Origin of the sequence: Thermococcus thermotolerans, assembly GCF_024707485.1 — an archaeon.
GTDB lineage: Archaea > Methanobacteriota_B > Thermococci > Thermococcales > Thermococcaceae > Thermococcus > Thermococcus thermotolerans.
This window is the reverse complement of record NZ_CP102602.1, coordinates 653,408-673,560: the sequence shown is the minus strand read 5'-3', so window position 1 is coordinate 673,560 and position 20,153 is coordinate 653,408. Positions and strand designations below refer to the sequence as shown.

The window sequence follows — 20,153 nt, the reverse complement described above, 5'->3', positions numbered from 1 at the left end:
GGTTTGGGGCGTAGCGTTCATCGGTGATGCCCATGAAGGGGATGAAGGGCTTTGCACTGGCCCTGGCAATATTGCTGGTTGGAAGTGTGATACCCCTGGGACTGGCAGAGAGCAACAACACCACGGGGTCGTACACAGGAGTCCTCGACAACAGCACCAGGGAGATGGTGATAGCGGGTCAACTGATCGATCAGCTTCAGAGGCTGAGCAAGTTCGCCGAAGACAAGATAGAACCTATAAAGGACAAGCTGCCCGAGAACTCGACTATACTAACCCACTATGAGCTCGCTGAGGACTACAAGGAAAAGGCGGTGAGCGAATACGAGGCCGGCGACTACTACAGTTCGATACTCGACAGCCTCACTGCGATGCACCACTACAAGGTTGCCCTCTCTGCTCTCAAGGAGGGCAGAGAGAAGGTCCAGGATGTAAGGGAACGCATCAAAATGGAAATCGAGCGGCTCAGTGAGTACTTCAGGTTCGTTGAAAAGACCATAAGGCTGGCGGAGAACCAGGGGATAGACGTGAGCAACCTCACCGCACTTTACAACGAGACCAAGGATGCCTACAAAGTTGTGCTCGATGACCTTAAGGCCGGGGACTACGAAAAGGCGAAGGCAGACTATGAAGTCGCCAAGGAGAAGAAGGCCCTTCTTGACAGGGAGCTGAGAAAGGTCCGCGAGGAGCTCGCCTATGCCAACGCCGATAAGATCGTCAAGGACTTCCTGATCAAGGGTGAGAAGGGAATGGAGATAGCTCAGAAGGCAATCGAGGTCGGGGAGGGGAACGGCTACAACGTGACGGAGCTCCAAGAGAGGCTCGATGCCTTCTCGGAGGTTTACAGTCAGGTCAAGGCTCTTGCCGACGAGGGCAAGTGGGAGGACGCCCTCGCAGTCATGAAAGACAACAGGGAAACAATAATTGAGTTCCACAGGGCTGTTGAGTTCGTACTCAGGAAGGTTCGCGAGAGGGAGCTCGATGAAAAGCTGAAGGACATCCGCGCTTTCCTCAGGGAGATGAACGACAGGATTCAAAAGGACGAGAAAGCGCTCCGCGAGCTCAAGAGCAGGGGCGTCGACACCACCCGGGCAGAGGTTCAGCTGAAAGTGGCCTCCCAGGAGCTCAGGATAGGCGTCGAGCTTCTAAAAGCGAAGAAACCCCTCCAAGCCAAGGCCCACTTCGCAATAGCCCTGGACATGCTCCACAGGGTAGACGAGTTCATACTCGCCCACTCCTGACCTTTCCTTTTTAGTTTATGGAGGGATGCTTAAATGAGACTCAAATGGGTCCCAATCCTCATGATGATAACGCTCATCCTCCTTCCAGGGGTTAGTTCCTATACCGTCTCCTCCCTGGTTTTGACGGTTTACAATGACGGCTACGTCAAGGTTGAATACGAAATCCTGCCCGCGGAGTATTCATCCCAGATTGAACTCCCCCTCCTTGGCAACCATTACGAGAACGTCATCGTTGAGGACGGGAACGGAAATCCCCTCAACTTCAGGCTTGAGAACGGAAGCCTTCTCATATATTCCGGGGAGGCGGATCTGGTCAGAGTTTCGTACTATACTCCCGATCTGACCGTGAAGCAGGGCATGGTGTGGACGCTTAACATCGCGACCAACAATTCCTTTACAGTTGTGCTGCCCGAAAACGCCATAGTGGTTGACCTGAGCGACATACCGCTTGAGATAGCCGGGAACTCGATAACCATGCCCCCCGGAAACCAGAGCGTTTCTTACACGCTCAGCGGAAGAGGGACCGACAACGGGGGTGGAACGGGGAGTTCGGAGTATCTGCCAATCTTAGTGGGTCTCGGTGTGGTCGGGGGTTTAGCCTACGCCCTCTGGAGAATGAAAGGCGGAGGAAAATCAATGCCAAGCCGTGAGGAGTTCCAGGCCAGGCTTGAGAACCTCGACCTCAACGAGGAAGAGAAACGCGCGCTACTATACATCTTTGACAAGGGTGGAAAGGCCAGTCAGGCGGAGGTTCGTGAAGCGATAGGCCTGCCCAAAACCACCGCATGGAGGATGTTCAAGCGCCTTGAGCGGAAGGGGCTGGTGAAGGTTCTTAAGGGCAGGAAGGAAAACTGGGTGGAGCTTAGGTTTTAGGCTTTATAAGGGCAGATAAAACCTTCAACCCTCTTTTTCATCTTCTTAAATGCTTTTTTGTGAAAGAGAAACTCGGAGGAACGTTCTGAAACGAGCAAAGTCCGGCGGGTTCCTAATATACGTGTGGACACCTACATAACATCAGGTGAGAACCATGAAGATTGGTATGAAAACACTGCTGGTGCTCTTCATAGGGGCACTGATACCGCTCAGCACCGCTGCATGGGCGGCCAGCGTAAACGCCACGGCAACCAACACAACCGCAGTGAGCAACCAGACCCTGCCGGTTAACTCCACGAACGTGACCAACACCACCCCTGTTAACATGACCAACGTCACCAATACAACGAACACGAGCGCTATTCAGGCGTACAATCTGCTTGTAATACTGGATAAGGTCGCCAACTACACCGCCAGCCTGATGGCCGAGCTCAATGCGAGCAACGTCACGATCTCCAACTACACCCTCGACCTCTACTCTCAGGCTGAAGCAGCCCGTGCCCAGGCGTGGGAGCTTTACAACGCGGGCAACTACAGCGAGAGCATAAACGCCTCCATGAATGCCCTCTACCTCTACAAGGAGGTCATCGAGGAGCTCACCGACTACTACGAGGAGCACAAGGAGAAGAAAATGGAGGAAGAGCACGAGTACTATGAGACAATAATGGACGCCAAGGAGGAGCTCCAGAGAGCCAGTGAGTACTTCCCCTACGTGGAGAAAGTTATCGCGGAGGCCAAAGCAGAGGGCCTAAACGTCACCTATGTCATGGAGCTTTACAATGAGACTAAAGCGGCTTATATGGTCGTCGCCCAGGACCTTGCCAGCGGCAACGTCACAGCGCTCAAGGCAGACCTTGAGTATGCGGAAGAGCTCATGGACAAGCTTGAGGATGCCGTTGAGAAGCTCCAGGAGCAGATAGTCAGCGCAAAGGCCGATGAGATAAGCCAGGCCTTCATGGAGAAGCTCCAGGAGCAGATGAAGCTCATGCAGGAGCTAATGGCCATGATCCAGAACTCCACGATAAACGCCACCTACCTCCAGGAGAACCTCATGGAGCTCCAGACCATGTACGAGCAGTTTAACGCCCTTGTTGAGAGCGGCCAGTACGAGGAGGCACTTGACATGCTCCACGACATCAACGAGGAGCTGAAGGAGATAATCGAGGACACCAAAGAGATAGAAAAGGAGTACAAGGAAGAGAAAGAGCACAAGGAGAAGGAGCACGGGGATGAATACGAGGATGACCACAAGGAGAAGGACGAGCACAAGGACGAATACACCGGTGATGAGAGCGAAGATGACCAGAATGGGGACTATGAGGAGCAGGATTCCCCCGATGAGGACAACGGTCAGCATGAGGACTCTGAGGATGGCAACGGGGGCGAGGAACACAACGGTGAAGACGAGTCGGAGGATGGCGAGTGAACCTCCCCTTCTAATATCTTTTTAAGGAGGATTTCTTAACTTCTGGAGGTGCTGTGATGAGGAGCAAAGCAGTGATGGTGCTCGCAATTGCGCTCATGATCCTGCCCCTCGTAAGCGGGCAGTACTCCGTCGAATCCCTCAGCCTTACGGTCTACTCCGACGGGTACGTTAAGGTAGTTGAGGTCATCGTTCCCGAGAACTACACGGTCAGCTTTTCCGTCCCGCTCCTCGCTACCAACGTTGAGGGGCTGACCGTCATCGATGAAAACGGAAAACCCCTGCCGTATGAGATAAACGGCTCCACTCTTGTTGTGTATTTTGAAAACGCCACTGGGGTTAGGGTAACCTATTACACCCCAGACCTGACCGCAAAAAACGGTGCCATATGGACCCTTAGTTTCAGCTCAACCGTCCCAGTTAAAATCACGTTTCCGGATAACGCTGTCATAGTCGACCTCACGGACATACCACTTGAGATAAATGGGAACTCGATACTAATGCCAGCCGGCAATCAGAGCGTCTCCTACGTTATCCAGTACAGACCAGCGGGAACGGGGGCCCCAACGGCCCCAACCTCAGCCTCAGGAACGACTACCGAGCCCTCCAACTCAACGGTGCCATCCAATCCGGGCTCTTCATCTCCCTCTTCAGGTGAGGGTTCTACAAACTGGACGATGGTCGGTGTCCTGGCCCTTCTAGCACTCGCTGCCGGCGGGAGCTTCCTCTACATGAGGCGCGGGGGAGAAGAAAAAGCCATCGGCATCAGCAGGGAGGACTTCGAGAGACGCCTCAGGGAGTACGAACTGACGAAGGACGAGGAGAAAGCCCTGCTCTACCTGTTTGATCGGGGCGGGAAGGCCAAACAGGCTGAAGTTAGGGAGATGCTGGGGATTCCTAAGACGACCGCCTGGAGGATGTTCCAGCGCCTTGAAAAGCAGGGGCTGGTAAGGGTCTACAAGAAGAAGAGAGAGAACTGGGTGGAGCTCAAACTTTGAGCCCTCACCTTATTCTCGCACCCAGCTTTATTTCTTTATCTGGCATGAGCAAAGCCACGTTCTCGCCGTCGTCAGCAGCGAGAAGCATTCCCTGGCTCTCTACTCCCCTGAGCTTCTTGGGTTCAAGGTTCGCTATGATGACGACGTAGTGGTTGAGCAGCTCTTCCGGCTTGTAGTACTTCTTCAAACCAGCGACGAGCTGTCTGACCTCGTCGCCCAGATCAACCTTGACCACGTAGAGCCTGTCGGCGTTCGGGTGGTCTTTGACCTCGATTATCTTTCCAACCCTCAGGTCGAGCTTCATGAAGTCGTCAAAGCTTACGTATCCCACGCTCTCACCACCTTTCTCCTTTTTCTTCACCTTCTCCTTCTTCGAGGCCTTCCCGGGCTTTTCAGTTTTAACCCCCAGCTCATCCCCGTAGATGCTCTTGAGGATTGCCACCGCCTCATCCCTGTTATTGAAGCGTTCGAGTGCAACCTTCACAACGTCGTCCCGCTTGTAGTACTTGTCAAGGAGCAGTTTGGCGCTCTCGGGGTTGCCCTGTGCTATGTAGTTCACGATGAAGTAGATAATGTCCTCGTCGGTTACCTTCTTGAACATCGGGGTGGCCTTTCTAACCCTGTGTCCGGCCGGAATTTCGGTGAACTCCCAGCGCTTGAGCTCCTCAAGGTTGAGGAGGTGCCATATCTTCTCGCTGGCATCTGGAAGGAACGGCTCAAGCAGGATTCCGAGGGCCTTGACTATCTGGAGGGATATGTTCACGGTGGTTGCAGTCCTCACGGGGTCTGTTTTGGCTGTCTTCCACGGCTTCTGATAGTCGAAGTAGCGGTTGCCGAAGATTGCCAGCTCCATGACCCTCTTTAACGCGTCCTTGAACTTGTATTGAGCTATCAGCTTTCCGGTCTCCTCGAAGACCCTCTCAATCTCCTCAAAGGCCTGCCTATCGAGGTCGTCTAGCTCGCCTCTCTCGGGAACAGCCCCATCGAAGTAGCGGTTGGCGAAGGTCATCGCCCTGTGGACGAAGTTTCCGAGGTTGTTGACCAGCTCCTCGTTTATCTTGCTCTTGAAGTCGGCAAAGCTGAAGTCGCTGTCCCTCGTTTCGGGCATTATGGCGGTGAGATAGTAGCGGAGGTAGTCCGCTGGGAAAGCATCGAGGAACTCGTGAACCCATATCGCCCAGTTCCTGCTGGTGGAGAACTTCTTGCCCTCAAGGTTGAGGTACTCGTTGGCGGGAATGTCGTAGGGGAGAAGCCACTCGGCCTCGGTTTCTTCGTCTTTATACTTGCCGTAGGCCATCAGGAAGGCCGGCCAGAATATGGCGTGGAAGGGCACGTTGTCCTTGCCGATGAAGTGTATAACTTTCGTCTCACCGTCGAGGTTGAGCCAGAACTTCTTCCACTCGTTCTCTTGTCCCTCTCTCTTCAGGTGCTCGATGGTGATGCTGATGTAGCCTATGGGCGCCTCGAACCAGACGTAGAGCACCTTTCCTTTAACGTCCTCGTCGTCGAGCGGGACTGGGATTCCCCAGTCGAGATCGCGCGTTATAGCTCTCTCTTCGAGGCCCTCCCTTATCCAGCCGAGTACGGTGTTCCTGACGTTGGGCTTCCAGTGTTTTTGACCCTCGACCCACTCCCTCAGTCTTTCCTCGAAGTCCTGCATCCGGATGTAGTAGTGGGCCGAATCCTTGAATGTTATCGGGTTGCCGCAGATGTTGCAGCGCGGATTGATGAGCTTCTCCGGTGTCAGGGGGTGGCCGCAGACCTCACACTGGTCGCCGCGCTGGTTCTCGGCGCCGCAGTAGGGGCACGTGCCTATGACGTATCTGTCCGGCAGGAACATCTTGTCGTGCTCGCAGTAGGCCTGCTTGGTGACCTTCTTGACGAGATGTCCGTTCTCAAGTGCCCTTAGGAAGAACTCCTGGCTTACCCGGTAGTGAACCGGAAGCTCGGTTCTTCCAAAGTAGTCGAAGCTTATCTTGGCCCTCTCGAAGGTCGTCTTTATGTGCTCGTGGAACTCGTCGACGATTTCTCTCGCGCTCCTGTTCTCCTTGAGCGCGCGGAAGGTTATTGGTGTGCCGTGTTCATCGGTTCCACAGACGAAGAGCACTTCCTCTCCCTTGAGCCTCAGATAACGGACGAAGATGTCCGCTGGGAGGTACGCTCCTGCCAGGTGTCCCGCGTGAATCGGCCCGTTAGCGTAAGGGAGGGCAGAGGTTACCATGTACCTGACCATTTTAACCACCGTCCGGCAATGGGTTTAGCCCCTTATAAGGCCTGCGGGTTTTAAACATTACGGTGGGTTATTTTTAAATGACAAAAATATGTTGAGTTATACATAAACCGATCCCCAAAGGTTTTAGGCGTTGGCGCTAATTTGGGTTTGGATGGTAAGAAAGTCAAGGTGAGTAAAATGAAGTCCCGCATCGTCGAGCGCTTCAAGTTCGAGGCCGCCCATGCCGTCATCATAGATGGAAAGCCTGAGGAGACACACGGCCACACATTCAGGCTTGAGGTGACCGTCGAAGGGGAACTAAAGAGGGGCTACGTGATGGACTTCCTTGAGCTGAGGAGAATAGTGAATGAGATCATCGGAAAGCTCGACCACAGGAATCTAAACACGCTCTTTGAGAACCCCACGACTGAGAACGTTGCCCTCTGGATAGCGGGAGAACTCAAGAAGAGGCTCCCCGAAGGGGTCAGGCTCCAGCGCGTTGTGCTATGGGAAGGGGACGAGAACGGGGTTGAGTTTGAGTTTTGAGAAACGTTTTTATTCATGCATCCCAAAGAACCCCTTGGTGAGTGTAATGGAGAACGTTGCTGAGAACTCCCTTTCATCCCTCAAAGAAAGGCTCCTAAGGGAACTGCTGGCTGAAGAGGAGTTCTTGATGATGGTGGAGGAGGCCAAAAAAACCGCCCGTATTGGAATGTTTGGAAAGGGGAAAGCGGAGGATTTCTTTAAGGCAAAGCTTGAGGTGTACGAGCAGTGATTTTTATAGACTCAAGCGTTCTGTATAATGCGCTCGTAGTGACTGAACTCACGGAATATGCCGCCGAAATATTCAAAGCTGAAGAACCAAGGGTAACTTCGGAGCTCGTGGTGGATGAGGTTTGGTTTGCACTTCTCAAGAGAGACACAGGATCCCCGTGGAAAATAAAGAAAATGCTCAAAAACAGTTATGAGTCTAGAAAAATGGCAGTTAAATATTTGAGCGGAATACTGGGTTTTCTCAGCGCTCAAAACGTTGTAATCGTGCCAGATTCTTCAAACTGGACAAAAATCGCCTATCACGTTAGAGAATTTGGTCTGATGCCCCACGACGCCAGAATCCTCGCCACTGCCTTAGAATACAACTGTGACAGGCTCGCCACCCTCGACGAGGACTTTGACGCTGTGAAGGACATCATCAAACTCGCTCCGGAGGGGTTCTGGAGATAGAGTGGCTATATAACTCTAAAAAGAATTAAAAACTCGTTGGGAAATTAGTCGCCCTGATGAAGACCAGATGAACTGCAAGCCTTTTCTTGTTTTATGCTCAGTAGGTATGAAAAGAACCCCACGGCACCGGCCCTACCGTGACTCGGCCTTAACCTCCTTAACGCTCTCGGCCATTACGACACCGTTGGACGCCTCGAAGGAAATCTTCTCCGGCAGGGACACCTTCACCGGCACGGCCTTTTCATTCTCTTCGCTCGGTGTCCAGTTTATTATGTCTCCCTCTTCGACCTCAAGAACCCTCGTTATCCCAACCGGCCCCTCGATTATGTACTTCGCGGCTTTTTTGGGGGTGTAGAGCCGCCACTTCTTGGCAGTCTTGAAGTCGACGACTCTCCTCGATGAGTCAAGCCAGATGACGTCGATATCACCCAGCATGAAGAACATATGGATTGAGGCGTTGGCCTTTGTCTCGGCGGGAAGAACGAAGACCAGGGCATAGTTGATGTTCCTGATGAGCATTAACCCTCTAAACCGTTTGAAGAAGCTGTCGGCAAGTTTGACTCTCCCGTGCCATGTTCTGCCTTTGGTCTCGTTGATGAGCATGATAGAAGATGGGAATGCGGATTGATAAGTTTTTGGGAAAAGAAGCGGGGGATCAAAGTTCCCCGGCCTTGGCCTTCTGTCCGAGTTCAAAGCCCTTGTGTAGGGCCCTCAGGTTTATCTCCTCCGTCCCCTTCGGCACGGCGTCCAAAACGGCTTTTTCTATAGCCTCCCTGCTCACAACCTCCGTCCACGCGGTAAGGATTCCGAGTGAGAGGATGTTCATGGTGAGGCTCAGTCCGGTGGTTTCTTCGGCTATCTCCGTGAGGGGAAGCGAGAGCACCTCAAGCTTCTTCTCAAACTCGAAATCCCTGTGGGGAACGAGGTCCTCCTCGACTATTATCCTGGCGCCCTCCCTCACCGTGTGAAGGTACTTGTTGTAGGCCTCCTGGGAGAAAAACACCGCGCAGTCCGGCTTGAGGGTCTTGGGGTAGTCTATCGGCTCGTCGCTTATCACAACCTCCGCCTTGCTCGCTCCTCCCCTCGACTCCGGCCCGTAGGCCTGCGTCTGCACCGCGTAGAGGTTCTCGTAAACCGCCGCCGCCCTTCCGAGTATGACGCTTGCCAAGATAACTCCCTGGCCGCCGAAGCCGCTGAAGAGTATCTCCCTCCTCATTCTTCCCACCCCATCATCTTCTTGGCGCGCTTCTTGTAGGCCTCGTACTCCCTAACCAAACCGGGTCTGTCCCTGTCTACGAACTCGCCGATGACTATCTTGCCTTCCAGCTCCTCAGGGGGCATCTTTTTGGCTTTCGCCAGCGGGACGGTTATCTTCTGGTACCAGCGGAGAAGCTCTGGAGCCGTCTTCATCCTGTTCCTCCTTCCGAAGCTTATCGGACACGGCGAGAGGAACTCAACGAGCGTGAAGCCCTCCTTCTGCAGGGCCTTCTTGATGCTGTTGATTCCCTGGAGGTAGTTGAAGACGCTCCACCTGGCCACGTAGTTGGCCCCAGCTGAGACGGCCAAGTCAGCTATGTCAAAGGGGTTCTCAAACTGGCCGTACGGCGCCGTGGTTCCGCGCAGGCCCTTCAGAGCGGTAGGTGCGACCTGTCCACCGGTCATTCCGTAGGTGAAGTTGTTGATGAGGATTACCGTTACGTCGAGGTTTCTCCTGATGGCGTGGATGAAGTGGTTCCCGCCTATGGCGGCCGCGTCGCCGTCACCCATGAAGGCGATTATCTTGAGGTTTGGGTTTGCGAGCTTTATGCCGGTGGCAAAGGCAAGTGCCCTCCCGTGGGTCGTGTGGAGGCCGTCGAAGTTGACGAAGCCAGGAACACGGGAGGAACAGCCAATCCCGCTGACCCAGACTATCTCGTCAGGGTTTAGCTTTAAGTCGTCTATCGCGCGGAGCGTGTACTGTAAAGCTGAGCCTATTCCACAGCCCGGACAGAATATTGTAGGAAGCATGTCCTTTCTCAGGTACTTGTCGCGAATCTCGTAAGCGGATCTCAGGTACATTCAGCCCACCACCCTCTCGACTATCTCCATCGGAGTGTGAACCTCGCCGCCTATCTTCGCTATCAGCTCGACCTCAGCTTTCCCGTTCGCCCCTTCCTTGACGAGGTGGTAGAGCTGTCCGAGGTTCATCTCCGGGACGTATATCTTCTTCACGCGCTCGGCAAGCTCCTCAATCATGTCAAAGTCGAAGGGCCATATCGTGTTGAGCTTGAGGAGGCCTGCCTTAACACCCCTATCGCGGAGAATCTTGACGGCCCTGACGGCGGAGCGCGATACTATGCCCGTGCTTATTATCGCTATCTCCGCGTCGTCGAGCTCGTAGGTGTGGTAGGATATTATGTCTCTCCTGTTGTTCTCTATCTTCCCAATTATCCTCTTTATCAGCTTCTCGTGAACCTCCGCATCGACAGTTCTGGGCCTTCCGCGCTCGTCGTGCGTCAAACCCGTAACGTACGTGCGGTAGCCCTTTCCAAATATCGGCATGGGCGGAACACCGTCACCGTGTATGTCCCCGAAGGGATACTTGGCCTCCTCCTCGTTGGCAGGTAGCTTGCGGTCTATAATCTCTATCTCTCCGGGATTTGGAATGTAAACGCGCTCGCGCATGTGGGCTATTTCAGCGTCAGTAAGCAGAACCACTGGCGTCCTGTACTTCTCGGCCAGGTTGAAGGCCCTTATCGTGAAGTCAAAGGCCTCCTGGACGGTTGAAGGACTGAGGACTATGAGCGAGTGGTCGCCGTGAGTTCCCCAGATGGCCTGCATTATGTCGCCCTGGGCGGCAAGGGTTGGCTGTCCGGTCGACGGACCTCCGCGCTGAACATCAACAACAACGACCGGGGTTTCAGTCATTATCGCGTAGCCGAGGTTCTCCATCATGAGGCTGAATCCCGGCCCGCTCGTTGCGGTCATGGCCTTCGCACCGGCCCATGAGGCGCCTATTATGGCAGCCATGCTCGCCAGCTCGTCCTCCATCTGTATGCTTACCCCATCAACGAGGGGCATGTAGAGCGCCATCGCCTCGAAGATCTCACTCGCGGGAGTGATGGGATAGCCCGCATAGAACCTGCAGCCGGCCAGGATGGCCGCCCTCGCTATCGCCTCATCACCCTGAATGAAGTCTGACTTTCCAACAGGAAACGGGTATCTCATTTCAACCCCTCCTCATATCCCACGGTGAACGCCTTGATGTTTATCTCCTCCGTCCCCCTCGGAACGCGCCTCCGGATTGCCTCCTCGATGCTTTCCTTCTTCACAACTCCCGTCTTCGCCACGAGGTAGCCAAGCGCTACCATGTTGACGGTGAGTGCCAGGCCGGTGCTCTCCTCGGCGAGCCGGGTAAAGGGTGCACCGATGTAGTCCCCCTCAGGTTTGACCAGGTCGGTGTCTATAATCAGCAATCCGTCCTCTCTCAGCTCGTCTTTTACGGTGTCGTAGCCGAGCTGGGCGAGGGCAACCAGGACGTCCGCCTCAGTGACTATGACATCGTAAATCGGCTCCTTCGAGATGATGACGTCAGCTATCGAGTGGCCGCCCCTGCTGGCCGAGCTGTAGTCCTGAGTCTGGACGACGTTCAGGCCCTCTATGGCGGCGGCCTCGCCGAGTATTACCCCCGCGAGCACAACACCCTGACCACCTATGCCTGCGAACCTAATCTGCATAACCATCACTCCCCCTTAAGGCCGAAGTGCTCCTGGACTTCATCAATAAGCTTGTTCAGCTCTTCAGTGAACTCGGGCCTCTGTCTGTTGATTATCTCGCCGATGATGAACTTGCCTTCAAGCTCCTCAGGGGACATGTTCTTGGCTTTGCTCACGGGGACGCTGTTCTTGAGGAACCAGCGGAGCATCTCGGCCGGTTCCTTCATCCTGTTCCTCCTTCCGTACTGGACGGGACACTGGGAGATGACCTCAACGAGCGAGAAGCCCTTCACCTGAAGAGCCTTCTTGATGCTCTCAATGAGCTGGTAAACGTGGGCAGTCGTCCAGCGGGCAACGTAGCTCGCTCCGGCGGCAGCAACAGTCTCAGAGATCTGAAGCGGGTGCTCTATGTTTCTGTACGGGCTGGTGGTGGTTTTTGCGCCGAAAGGTGTCGTTGGAGCGACCTGTCCGCCCGTCATCCCGTAGATGAAGTTGTTGACGAGGATGACAGTCATGTCGATGTTTCTCCTTGCTGCATGGAGGAGGTGGTTTCCTCCTATGCTCGCCAAGTCGCCGTCGCCGCTTATGACAACGACCTTCTTGTCCGGCAGTCCGACCTTGACGCCGGTCGCGAAGGCTATCGCCCTTCCGTGGGTCGTGTGGAGCGTGTCCGCGAGGAAGTACGGCGAGGCTATCCACGCTGAACAGCCTATTCCGCTGACAACGACCAAATCCCTCGGGTCGAGCTTGAGCTGGTCAATCGCATTTGCAAATGCGTTGAGAACAGTTCCACCGCCACAGCCGGGGCAGAGGGCCGTTGGCAGGGCCTCCTTGCGGAGGTACTTAACCATTGGATACGTGGAGTATATCTTCTTCGCCATCAGGCAACACCCCTTATCTCGCGGAGAATTTCCTCAACGGTCAGAGGCACGCCGCCGATTTTGTTCACGCCCTTGAGGAGGACGTCGTCGTTAACGTAGCGCTCGACCTCTATTATCATCTGTCCGAGGTTCATCTCAGCGACGAGTATTGCCCTTGCTTTTTTTGCCAGCTCGCGCATCCTCTCCGCCGGGAACGGGTGGACGGTCTTGGGCACGAAGAGGCCGACGTTTATTCCCTCCTCCCTGGCCTTGAGAACCGCTCCGAGGGCAGGCCTGGCCGTTACCCCCCAGCTGACGATGAGGATTTCAGCATCTTCGGTGAAGTGCTCCTCGTACTTCTCGTAAACCTCGCGGTTCTTCTCAATCTTGCGGTGGATTCTCCTCACGAGCCTCTCATGAACATCCGGCGTGTAGACGTCCCTAAGTCCATTCTCCTTGTGTGTTGAACCGGTGACGTGGGTGAAGTAGCCGTGACCGAAGAGAGGCATCGGCGGGACGCCGTCCCCGTGGGGGTCGCCGAAGGGGAGCTTAGCCTCCTCCTCATTCCTGGGAAGCTTGCGGTAGGCTATCTCCACCTCCTCGATGTCTGGAATCTTTATCTGCTCCCTCGTGTGGGCGAGGACTCCATCGAAGAGCACCACCACCGGAGTTCTCAGCCTTTCGGAGATGTTAAAGGCCCTTATCGTCTCCCAGAATGCATCCTGCCCGCTCGTTGGAGAAACGGCAACGATTGGGTGGTCCCCGTGCGTTCCCCACCTCGCCTGGAAGAAGTCGCCCTGAGCACCCTTCGTGGCCTGGCCGGTTGACGGGCCACTCCTCTGAACGTCGACCAGAACGAGCGGTGTTTCGGTCATTACAGCGTAGCCGAGGTTTTCCTGCATGAGCGAAAAGCCCGGCCCAGCCGTTGCCGTCATCACCTTAAAACCCGTCCAGGAGGCGCCTATCATAGCCGCTATGCTTCCTATTTCGTCTTCCATCTGGAGGTAGTAGCCACCGAGCTTTGGAAGCTCCCTGGCCATCGTTTCGGCTATCTCGCTGGACGGGGTTATCGGATAGCCGGCGTAAAAGCGACAACCGGCAAATATTGCTCCGTAGGCAACCGCCTCGTTGCCCTGCATAAAGTAGTTGCCCGGCTTGTAGAGCTTTCTAATGAGCCTGACCTGGTCAGGCTCGTCACCACGAATGATCATGAGTCACCACCTTACCGCTATAGCAAAGTCAGGACAGAGCAACTCACAGAGCTTACACTTGACGCACTTCTCGGCGTTAACCGGAACCGGATAGTGGACACCCTTCTCGCTCAGCTCCTTGCTCCATTCGAAGACTTTCCTTGGGCACATTTCAAGACAGATGCCACAGCCCTTGCACAGAAAAGTGTCCACATCGATCTCAACAACGCCCTCGGCCTTGCCGGTGACCAGGTACTCCACCTTTTCGACCACGGTTTTTGAATCTTCGGCCATAAGCATCACCCGCGATTTGCTAACCCCGTTTACGTTTGTCAACATTTAAAGGTTTCGTGGAGGCCCATAAGTGAGCATCAAAGAATCACGAGAGGCGTTATAAGTCCCACGAAAAGAAAACATGAGAATTCCTTCAAAAACGAAATACCTTCACCACGTCACCAGCTGCCAGTCGAGAAGGCCGTTCTCAACTATGTACTCCCACCTCTCGCGGCACTCCGGCTTGAGCCTCTCGATGTGGCTGATGTCCTGCGTGGCCGAGAACTTCTTTATAGCCCTTCCGATAACCCTGTCATAGTCCGTGAGGCAGTTGTGAGGCCCACGCTTCGAGCCAGCCCCCACCGGGTCGCTCAGGATCCTCTTGTTCGGGAAGCGCTTCTTCGCCCAGATAATGACCTCAACGGCACTCCAGAGCCACGGAGGACGATACTCCTTTTTCTCCCAGAGCCTCTCGTAGAGCGTCCCCTTCTGGATGTCCGTGATGTTTATCGAGAAGGTGTCCGTGTAGGGTTCTGCCTTGATTATGCTCTCCTTAACGTCATTTATGCCGTCGCGCTCGCTCAGTAATATCGGCTTTAGAAGGAGGTACGCTTTGACCTTTGCTCCGGCTTCGTGGGTTATCTCCGCGGCCTTAACAAAATCCTCGAAGGTGTTGCCCTTGTTGATTGAAACATCAGCTATATCGTCGTTGGCGGTTTCAAGGCCTATGGCAACTTCGAAGTGCTTATCAGGAACTATCTCGGCCAGCTCCTTCACGGCATCGTAGCGAACCAGCTCGCTCCTGCTCTCGATGACGATTTCCTTAACGTTGTCCATCTCACGGAGGAGTTCAAAGATTTTTCTCCTCGTCTCCGGTTTGAGCTCTCCGTTGTCCAGGAACGAACCGGAGGTGAACATCCTGACTGCAAAGGGTTCTTCTTTACCCTCGATTTTCTTAAGGGCCTCTCTCACGTAGTCAACTATGGCCTCCTGGCTCCACCTGACCTTCGGCGCGGCGGTGGGATATGCGCACATGTAGCAGGCCTCGTTTATTCTAAAGCGGTAGCATCCAATAGTCGGGAGTATGATAAACAGCGCCGTTCCGGGCTTGCCGGCAACGTTGTCCTCGCTCGTCCAGTAGCTCATTATCTCACCTGAACCCGGCTGGGAGTTAGGGTTTTTAAAGGTGAGGGAAGGTTTAAATCTTCTTGGGCAGAGTACAGGTTGGTGGGATTATGGAAGATGTTACTGAAGTTCACATCGTGATTAGGACTTCTCAGAAAAATGCCGAAAGACTCAAGATTGAGCTGGCAATGCTTCAGGGCAGACTAAACGTTGAGGAGGCACTTAAACGCGCTAAGGGGGTCATGAAGGGAGCAAAGCCGTGGCAGGAGTTGGAGGCAGAGATGTATGATGAGCTTGTTCCTTGACAGCAACGTGTTTATTGAGCACTTCCGAGGAAATCCCCGGGCGAACCAACTGATCGAGACGCTGTTTCCAGGGAGTTATTCCCTGTTTATAAATGATGTCGTTTACAACGAGGTTCTTTTCATGTACCTTAAACACAGAACTGGCAAGGGATACTGGGGCTTGAAAAAGCATCCAGAACTCGTTAAAAGGGCAGGTAACGAGTTTGTGGATTCCATACTGCCCCTCCTTGCGTTTCCAAAGTTCCTGGACACTACGAATGAGATAATCGTGGAGGCACTCACGTTCGTGACCACTTACGGACTTCTCCCGAGCGACGCCCTAATCCTCGCAACCGCAAAGTACTACGGTCTTGATGGCATCGTCAGCCTTGACTCTGATCTCCTCCAAATTGCACCCAAGGAAGGACTGCTCGCGGTTTCAAAGGTTGAGGATTTGGAGGGGAAGGAATGAGGATTCTAATCACGAACGACGATGGAATTTATTCAAAGGGCATCCGTGCCGCCGTTGAGGCCGTGAAAGACCTCGGTGAGGTGTATGTGGTTGCCCCGCTCTTTCAGAGGAGTGCCAGCGGCAGAGCTATGACCCTTCACAGGCCCCTTAGGGCAAAGCTCGTTGACGTTCCCGGCGCAAAGGTTGCCTACGGTCTCGATGGAATGCCAGTGGACTGTGTAATCTTTGCCCTCGCGCGCTTCACCGACTTCGACCTCGCCATAAGCGGCATCAACCTCGGGGAAAACCTCAGCACCGAGATAACCGTCTCCGGAACCGCATCTGCTGCCATTGAGACCGCCACGCACGGTATTCCCAGCATAGCCGTGAGTCTCGAAGTCGACTGGAGAAAGACCCTCAGTGAGGGGGAGGGGATAGACTTCTCCGTTGCGTCGCATTTCCTGAGGAGGATAGCCAAGGCGGTTCTTGAAAGGGGCTTTCCCAGAGGCGTTGACATGCTCAACGTGAACGTGCCCAGGGACGCCACGCCGGAGACGGAGATAGTGATAACGAGACTCGCCAGAAGGAGGTACCGCCCGACCATAGAGGAGCGCATCGACCCGAGGGGGCATCCGTACTACTGGATAGTGGGAAGGAAGTGTGAGAAGTTCGAGCCCGGGACGGACGCCTACGCCCTGAAAGTGGAGAGGAAGGTCAGTGTCACGCCGATAAACATAGACATGACCGCGGGAGTGGATTTTGGGTACCTCGCAGAGATTTTGGACGTTTAACACACCCTCTGACGGGGCCATATTGGATAACTATGTAGCGAATTTGGTATGGTGGGTGAGGTGAATCGGTGAGAATTCCGAAAAACCTCCGATACTTTCTTATTATCGCATCATCAACGGCATGGGAGCTCCTTCTCCTCTACAACATGACTTGGCTGAGGAGCTACTACATCGAAGGCAGGAGCACCTACATCAGGGATGGAATCCCCGCATGCTGGTTCAGGTATTCTCCCTCGCCCCCCTTCGTCATCCTTGTTCTCCTTCCGGCGATTATTCTCTTCGTTCTTTACGTTCGTTTCAAAGAACCCCTCCTGGAGAAGTCAGGTTTCGACATTGGATTATCCATCCTGTCAGTGGTTCTCGTTTCCCTCTTAACTCTCAAGGGTTCCTTCTTTGTCCTGCTTGCAATTTCGACCGGTGTTGGCCTCATGCTGGGAGAGGACAAAGGAGAGAAAGCGTTACTTGCCATCGAGGGCTTTTTGCCGGGTTTTATTGTGTTTATGATGATACTCGGCGGACTCGCTGTCAGTTGCTGATTGGAAGAGGAGAGATTTGAAAAAATACTGAAATGAGGAAGGGTAAATTTCTATTGGTAGTGGCTCTTATGGGACTCGCGGTTAGTGTACAGGAAAAAGAAAAAGCTCATCCCTCTCCAAAAATCCTCTCGACGAACCACTTCTCGTCGAATGGCCTTAGGTCGTCGTAGCCCTGTCCGACGCCGACGAAGAGTATGGGAGCGCCGATTGCATGGCTTATGCTTAAAGCGGCACCGCCTCTCGCATCCGCGTCCAGCTTCGTGAGGATTACCCCGTCGATCTTTACCGCCTCGTTGAACTGCTTCGCCTGCTCTACCACTGAGTTGCCGGCCAAACTGTCGCCGACGAATATCACCAGGTCGGGCTTGGTTACGCGCGCTATCTTTTTCATCTCATCCATGAGGTTCCTGTTCAGCTCGTTCCTTCCGGCGGTGTCTATGAGGACCACATCAAGGCCCCTCGCCTTGGCGTGCTGGATCGCGTCGTAGGCAACTGCAGCCGGATCCGCACCGTAGGAGTGCTTGATGACCTTAACACCGACGCGCCTTGCGTGCTCCTCAACCTGCTCAATCGCTCCAGCCCTGAAGGTGTCGCTCGCGGCTATGACAACGCTTAGACCGTTCTTCTTGAGCCAGTGAGCGAGCTTGGCTATGGTGGTCGTCTTTCCGGAGCCGTTGAAGCCCACGAAGGCGATGACAAAGGGCTTCTCTTCCTTTGACCTGATCAGCTCAAGGAGGTCTATTCTCTTCTCAGGTGCCAGAACCTCAAGGACGGCCTCACGGACGGCCTTTTCAACCAGTGCCTTTTTGTTGGTGCCTATCTTTACCTTCTGGCCAACAAGTTTCTCCTTTATCCTTTCCTTCAGCTCCTCAACGGTTTCGAGGGCGACATCCGCCTCAAGGAGTTCTATTTCCAGATCCCAGAGCGCGTTTTCCACGTCCTTTTCGCTTATTTCAGTCTGCGAAACCTTGTCCACGAATGAGCCTAACTTCTCCCTGAGTTTTCCCAGCATCTTCCATCACCCTATGAGCGAGGGACTTATGCATATATAATTATTATGAACGCCCTCAGCGATAGCTGGTGTCATCACACCTCAGACCCGAAACCGCTCGTCATCGGGCGGAGTTGTTTGGAGGCATTGTTTATAAACTCAGTACCTCCTGACGTAGGTCTTGCTTTCGGCGACCTTTCCATCTTCCAGCCTCATGACGTCCAGCCTTTCGAAGCCAACGGTTTCCCTCTTGTAGGCTATTAAATAGTCGATGAACTCCCCTATCCCATACCGGGCTATCGAGTCCTTCACGTACTTGCGCTCGTAGAGCAAGACGAGCCTGTCCGTATGGGAGGCGAGCCACTCTTTTAGCTTCTCCCTTTCGGCCTTTGATCGCGAGAGTGGATTGACTATCAGGTAGACATCGAAGTCATCGCTCTCAAACGGCGAGCCGATGTAGACGTCACCATCGACCTGAAACGGCAGGTATTCAGCAAGTATGCGCTTTCCCCGCTTTGCCCATGCATTCAGGTATATCCTGGCAATCTTCTTCCCGTCTCCGGTGATTAAAACGGTTCCCGAGTCCAATTTGGCTATTTTCTTCAGCATGGTCATCACAAAAAACTTTTACTCCAAGGTTAAAATTCTTTCTTGTGTTTTCGGTTTTATAAGCACCGCAAAGTATATATTTTCGCCGCCTATATACATCTGCAAAACTCGCGGAGGGTTTCATATGAGGAAGTGGTTGAGCCTGTTTTTAATCGGCCTCCTGGCCATAAGCGTCGTGGCCAGCGGTTGCATAAGTGGCGGTGGGGAGACCACCACCCAGACCAAGGGCAAGATTGCCATCGTCTATGACGTCGGTGGAAGGGGTGACCTGAGCTTTAACGACATGGCGTATATAGGTGCCAAGAAGGCTTCAGAGGACTTCAACCTTGAGCTCGTTGAGCTCCAGAGCAACACGGAGGACGACTACGTCAAGAACCTTGAAACCCTCGCCCAGCAGGGCGACTACCTCGTTATAATCGCGGTCGGTTTCATGATGACCGACGCCGTCAAGAAGGTCGCTTCAGAGTATCCGAACCAGCACTTTGCAATCATCGATGGTTACGACCCGGAGATGCCGGACAACGTCATGATGATACTCTTCAAGGAGAACGAGGGTTCTGCGCTCATAGGTGCTCTCTCTGCCCTCATCGCCGCCGACAGCGGTAAGGACAAGGTCGGAATCGTCCTTGGAATGGAGATACCTGTTCTCTACAAGTTTGAGGGTGGCTACCGCTTCGGTGTCGCCTGGGCCGAGGACTATTACAAGCAGAAGACCGGAAAGGACGTTAAGATAGACGTCCTCTATCAGTACACCGGAACCTTCACCGACCCCGCCAAGGGCTACCAGGCCGCGAAGGCCCAGCTTGACCAGGGCGCCTGGGTCATCTACCAGGTCGCCGGCGGAACTGGTGTCGGTGTCTTCAACGCCATCAGCGAGTACCTCCAGGCCCACAACCAGAAGATGGGCCCGCCGTTCGCCGTCGGTGTTGACTCCGCCCAGGACTGGATTAAGCCGGGAGCCATCATTGCCAGCATGATGAAGCGCGTTGATGTCGGTGTCTACACCGCCGTCAAGGACGCCGTCGAGGGTAACTTCAAGGGCGGTGTGGTAGAGCTCGGCCTCAAGGAAGGCGGTGTCGGCGTCAGCACCGTTGACGACGTTATGGCCATGTTTGACTCACTTCCTGCGGACACACAGCAGCAGAAGCTCAAGGAGCTTGGATTCAACAGCAAGGACGAGCTCAGGAAGTACCTTGAGGACACCAGGAAGCAGGTTCCGGACTGGATCTGGCAGGCAGTTGACGAGCTCAAGCAGAAGATAGTCAGCGGTGAGATCAAGGTTCCGAAGGCCTTCAACAAGGACGAGATCGAGGCCATCAGGAACGCTAAGACCTGGCAGGAAATGATGCAGCTTGCCAAGTGATTTTTTCCAGCCTTATT

General features: G+C 54.1%; 24 protein-coding genes. 12 read left to right on the top strand and 12 right to left on the bottom strand.

The features are described 5' to 3' along the window. Positions 1–32 precede the first annotated feature (32 nt). The 4 genes from NUS69_RS03870 to NUS69_RS03855 all read left to right on the top strand — a co-directional run bounded on the left by NUS69_RS03870 (position 33) and on the right by NUS69_RS03855 (position 4,532). Entirely contained in the window at positions 33–1,238 is a 1,206-nt protein-coding gene (locus NUS69_RS03870; protein ID WP_258084516.1) for a coiled-coil domain-containing protein, read from the top strand. Positions 1,239–1,271: 33 nt separating this feature from the next. Then, complete coding sequence (locus NUS69_RS03865) at positions 1,272–2,111, top strand: helix-turn-helix transcriptional regulator (protein WP_258084515.1); 840 nt, start codon at positions 1,272–1,274, stop codon at positions 2,109–2,111. Positions 2,112–2,265: 154 nt separating this feature from the next. Continuing rightward, positions 2,266–3,537 (top strand): hypothetical protein, encoded by a 1,272-nt coding sequence (locus NUS69_RS03860; RefSeq protein ID WP_258084514.1) that lies wholly within the window; start codon positions 2,266–2,268, stop codon positions 3,535–3,537. A gap of 56 nt (positions 3,538–3,593) precedes the next feature. Continuing rightward, complete coding sequence (locus NUS69_RS03855) at positions 3,594–4,532, top strand: helix-turn-helix transcriptional regulator (RefSeq protein ID WP_258084513.1); 939 nt, start codon at positions 3,594–3,596, stop codon at positions 4,530–4,532. A gap of 4 nt (positions 4,533–4,536) precedes the next feature. Here NUS69_RS03855 and metG read toward each other — a convergent pair whose 3' ends face one another. Further along, the gene (metG, locus tag NUS69_RS03850; protein ID WP_258084923.1) at positions 4,537–6,765 is read right to left on the bottom strand and encodes a methionine--tRNA ligase; all 2,229 of its coding nucleotides are present in this window, start codon (positions 6,763–6,765) and stop codon (positions 4,537–4,539) included. 177 nt (positions 6,766–6,942) lie between these two features. Here metG and NUS69_RS03845 point away from each other — a divergent pair, with 177 nt between their 5' ends. Genes NUS69_RS03845 through NUS69_RS03835 form a run of 3 tightly spaced genes read left to right on the top strand, consistent with a single transcriptional unit; the run spans position 6,943 to position 7,968 of the window. Beyond that, complete coding sequence (locus NUS69_RS03845; protein ID WP_258084512.1) at positions 6,943–7,290, top strand: 6-pyruvoyl trahydropterin synthase family protein; 348 nt, start codon at positions 6,943–6,945, stop codon at positions 7,288–7,290. A gap of 37 nt (positions 7,291–7,327) precedes the next feature. After that, on the top strand, positions 7,328–7,519 hold the full coding sequence (locus tag NUS69_RS03840) for a hypothetical protein (protein ID WP_258084511.1): 192 nt from the start codon (positions 7,328–7,330) through the stop codon (positions 7,517–7,519). Further along, complete coding sequence (locus NUS69_RS03835; RefSeq protein WP_258084510.1) at positions 7,516–7,968, top strand: PIN domain-containing protein; 453 nt, start codon at positions 7,516–7,518, stop codon at positions 7,966–7,968. Before NUS69_RS03840 ends, NUS69_RS03835 begins: the two co-directional genes overlap by 4 nt. Positions 7,969–8,100: 132 nt before the next feature. On the opposite strand, the gene NUS69_RS03830 is transcribed toward NUS69_RS03835, so the two are convergent. The 9 genes from NUS69_RS03830 to NUS69_RS03790 all read right to left on the bottom strand — a co-directional run bounded on the left by NUS69_RS03830 (position 8,101) and on the right by NUS69_RS03790 (position 15,132). Further along, positions 8,101–8,571, bottom strand: coding sequence for a DUF192 domain-containing protein (locus NUS69_RS03830; RefSeq protein WP_258084509.1), 471 nt, complete (start codon positions 8,569–8,571; stop codon positions 8,101–8,103). 52 nt (positions 8,572–8,623) lie between these two features. Next, entirely contained in the window at positions 8,624–9,184 is a 561-nt protein-coding gene (locus NUS69_RS03825; RefSeq protein WP_258084508.1) for a 2-oxoacid:ferredoxin oxidoreductase subunit gamma, read from the bottom strand. Next, the gene (locus tag NUS69_RS03820) at positions 9,181–10,026 is read right to left on the bottom strand and encodes a 2-oxoacid:ferredoxin oxidoreductase subunit beta (protein ID WP_258084507.1); all 846 of its coding nucleotides are present in this window, start codon (positions 10,024–10,026) and stop codon (positions 9,181–9,183) included. Before NUS69_RS03820 ends, NUS69_RS03825 begins: the two co-directional genes overlap by 4 nt. Beyond that, positions 10,027–11,175 carry a 2-oxoacid:acceptor oxidoreductase subunit alpha gene (locus NUS69_RS03815; RefSeq protein ID WP_258084506.1) on the bottom strand — a complete coding sequence of 383 codons (1,149 nt, stop codon included), beginning with the start codon at positions 11,173–11,175 and terminating at the stop codon, positions 10,027–10,029. It abuts the gene before it with no gap. Beyond that, positions 11,172–11,684 (bottom strand): 2-oxoacid:ferredoxin oxidoreductase subunit gamma, encoded by a 513-nt coding sequence (locus NUS69_RS03810; RefSeq protein WP_258084922.1) that lies wholly within the window; start codon positions 11,682–11,684, stop codon positions 11,172–11,174. The genes NUS69_RS03815 and NUS69_RS03810 overlap by 4 nt, the downstream gene beginning before the upstream one ends. Positions 11,685–11,689: 5 nt before the next feature. After that, positions 11,690–12,544 (bottom strand): 2-oxoacid:ferredoxin oxidoreductase subunit beta, encoded by an 855-nt coding sequence (locus tag NUS69_RS03805; protein WP_258084505.1) that lies wholly within the window; start codon positions 12,542–12,544, stop codon positions 11,690–11,692. After that, complete coding sequence (locus NUS69_RS03800) at positions 12,544–13,734, bottom strand: 2-oxoacid:acceptor oxidoreductase subunit alpha (protein ID WP_258084504.1); 1,191 nt, start codon at positions 13,732–13,734, stop codon at positions 12,544–12,546. Before NUS69_RS03800 ends, NUS69_RS03805 begins: the two co-directional genes overlap by 1 nt. 3 nt (positions 13,735–13,737) lie before the next feature. Then, positions 13,738–14,007 (bottom strand): 2-oxoglutarate ferredoxin oxidoreductase subunit delta, encoded by a 270-nt coding sequence (locus NUS69_RS03795; RefSeq protein WP_258084921.1) that lies wholly within the window; start codon positions 14,005–14,007, stop codon positions 13,738–13,740. A gap of 150 nt (positions 14,008–14,157) precedes the next feature. Then, entirely contained in the window at positions 14,158–15,132 is a 975-nt protein-coding gene (locus tag NUS69_RS03790; protein WP_258084503.1) for an archaeosine biosynthesis radical SAM protein RaSEA, read from the bottom strand. A gap of 62 nt (positions 15,133–15,194) precedes the next feature. Here NUS69_RS03790 and NUS69_RS03785 point away from each other — a divergent pair, with 62 nt between their 5' ends. The 4 genes from NUS69_RS03785 to NUS69_RS03770 all read left to right on the top strand — a co-directional run bounded on the left by NUS69_RS03785 (position 15,195) and on the right by NUS69_RS03770 (position 17,173). Next, a complete protein-coding gene (locus NUS69_RS03785; RefSeq protein WP_258084502.1) occupies positions 15,195–15,416 on the top strand; it encodes a hypothetical protein in 222 nt (73 codons plus the stop codon). Continuing rightward, on the top strand, positions 15,397–15,867 hold the full coding sequence (locus tag NUS69_RS03780; RefSeq protein ID WP_258084501.1) for a type II toxin-antitoxin system VapC family toxin: 471 nt from the start codon (positions 15,397–15,399) through the stop codon (positions 15,865–15,867). Before NUS69_RS03785 ends, NUS69_RS03780 begins: the two co-directional genes overlap by 20 nt. Beyond that, a complete protein-coding gene (gene surE / locus NUS69_RS03775; protein ID WP_258084500.1) occupies positions 15,864–16,637 on the top strand; it encodes a 5'/3'-nucleotidase SurE in 774 nt (257 codons plus the stop codon). Before NUS69_RS03780 ends, surE begins: the two co-directional genes overlap by 4 nt. A 68-nt stretch (positions 16,638–16,705) precedes the next feature. Further along, complete coding sequence (locus NUS69_RS03770; protein ID WP_258084499.1) at positions 16,706–17,173, top strand: hypothetical protein; 468 nt, start codon at positions 16,706–16,708, stop codon at positions 17,171–17,173. Between the two features lie 106 nt (positions 17,174–17,279). Here the strand turns inward: NUS69_RS03770 and ftsY are convergent, their stop codons facing one another. Both ftsY and NUS69_RS03760 read right to left on the bottom strand, forming a co-directional pair. Beyond that, on the bottom strand, positions 17,280–18,185 hold the full coding sequence (gene ftsY, locus NUS69_RS03765) for a signal recognition particle-docking protein FtsY (RefSeq protein ID WP_258084498.1): 906 nt from the start codon (positions 18,183–18,185) through the stop codon (positions 17,280–17,282). A gap of 138 nt (positions 18,186–18,323) precedes the next feature. Further along, on the bottom strand, positions 18,324–18,773 hold the full coding sequence (locus NUS69_RS03760) for a hypothetical protein (protein ID WP_258084920.1): 450 nt from the start codon (positions 18,771–18,773) through the stop codon (positions 18,324–18,326). Between the two features lie 124 nt (positions 18,774–18,897). Between NUS69_RS03760 and NUS69_RS03755 the strand changes: the two genes are divergently transcribed. Beyond that, positions 18,898–20,136: a BMP family lipoprotein gene (locus NUS69_RS03755; protein ID WP_258084497.1), complete on the top strand. Its 1,239-nt coding sequence runs from the start codon at positions 18,898–18,900 to the stop codon at positions 20,134–20,136. Positions 20,137–20,153 lie beyond the last annotated feature (17 nt).